Source organism: Paenibacillus forsythiae T98 (genome assembly GCF_000520735.1).
GTDB lineage: Bacteria > Bacillota > Bacilli > Paenibacillales > Paenibacillaceae > Paenibacillus_AQ > Paenibacillus_AQ forsythiae.
Map to the genome: position 1 here is coordinate 1 of NZ_ASSC01000324.1, position 398 is coordinate 398.

The window sequence follows — 398 nt, forward strand, 5'->3', positions numbered from 1 at the left end:
AGTTTCTTCAGAGCTGTTTCTTCGTCTTCAACCACACCGAACTCGATCAGCAGTTGTTCCAGTTCGTCCATTTCGATCGGAGTCGGGATGTTCATCATTTCGTTGTGCAGGATTTTTTCAGCCAGTTGTTTGTACTCGTTAGCTTGTGCATGCTCAGGGTTGTATTGAGTAACTGTCATTCTTCTCAGCTCGGCATGTTGTACGACGTTGTTACGAGGTACGAAGTGGATCATTTGCGTGTTCAGACGGCGTGCAAGTTCCATGATCAGTTCGTCTTCACGGTCAGTATTACGGCTGTTACAGATCAGGCCGCCCAGACGAACGCCGCCGCTGTGAGCGTATTTCAGGATACCGCGAGCGATGTTGTTGGCAGCGTACATAGCCATCATTTCGCCGGA

Annotated in this window: 1 pseudogene; it reads right to left on the reverse strand. The window is 49.5% G+C overall.

Annotated elements, in window-relative coordinates:
* Nucleotides 1–389, reverse strand: a pseudogene (gene nifH / locus L692_RS0110585) (nitrogenase reductase); the annotation flags it as partial.
* Nucleotides 390–398 lie beyond the last annotated feature (9 nt).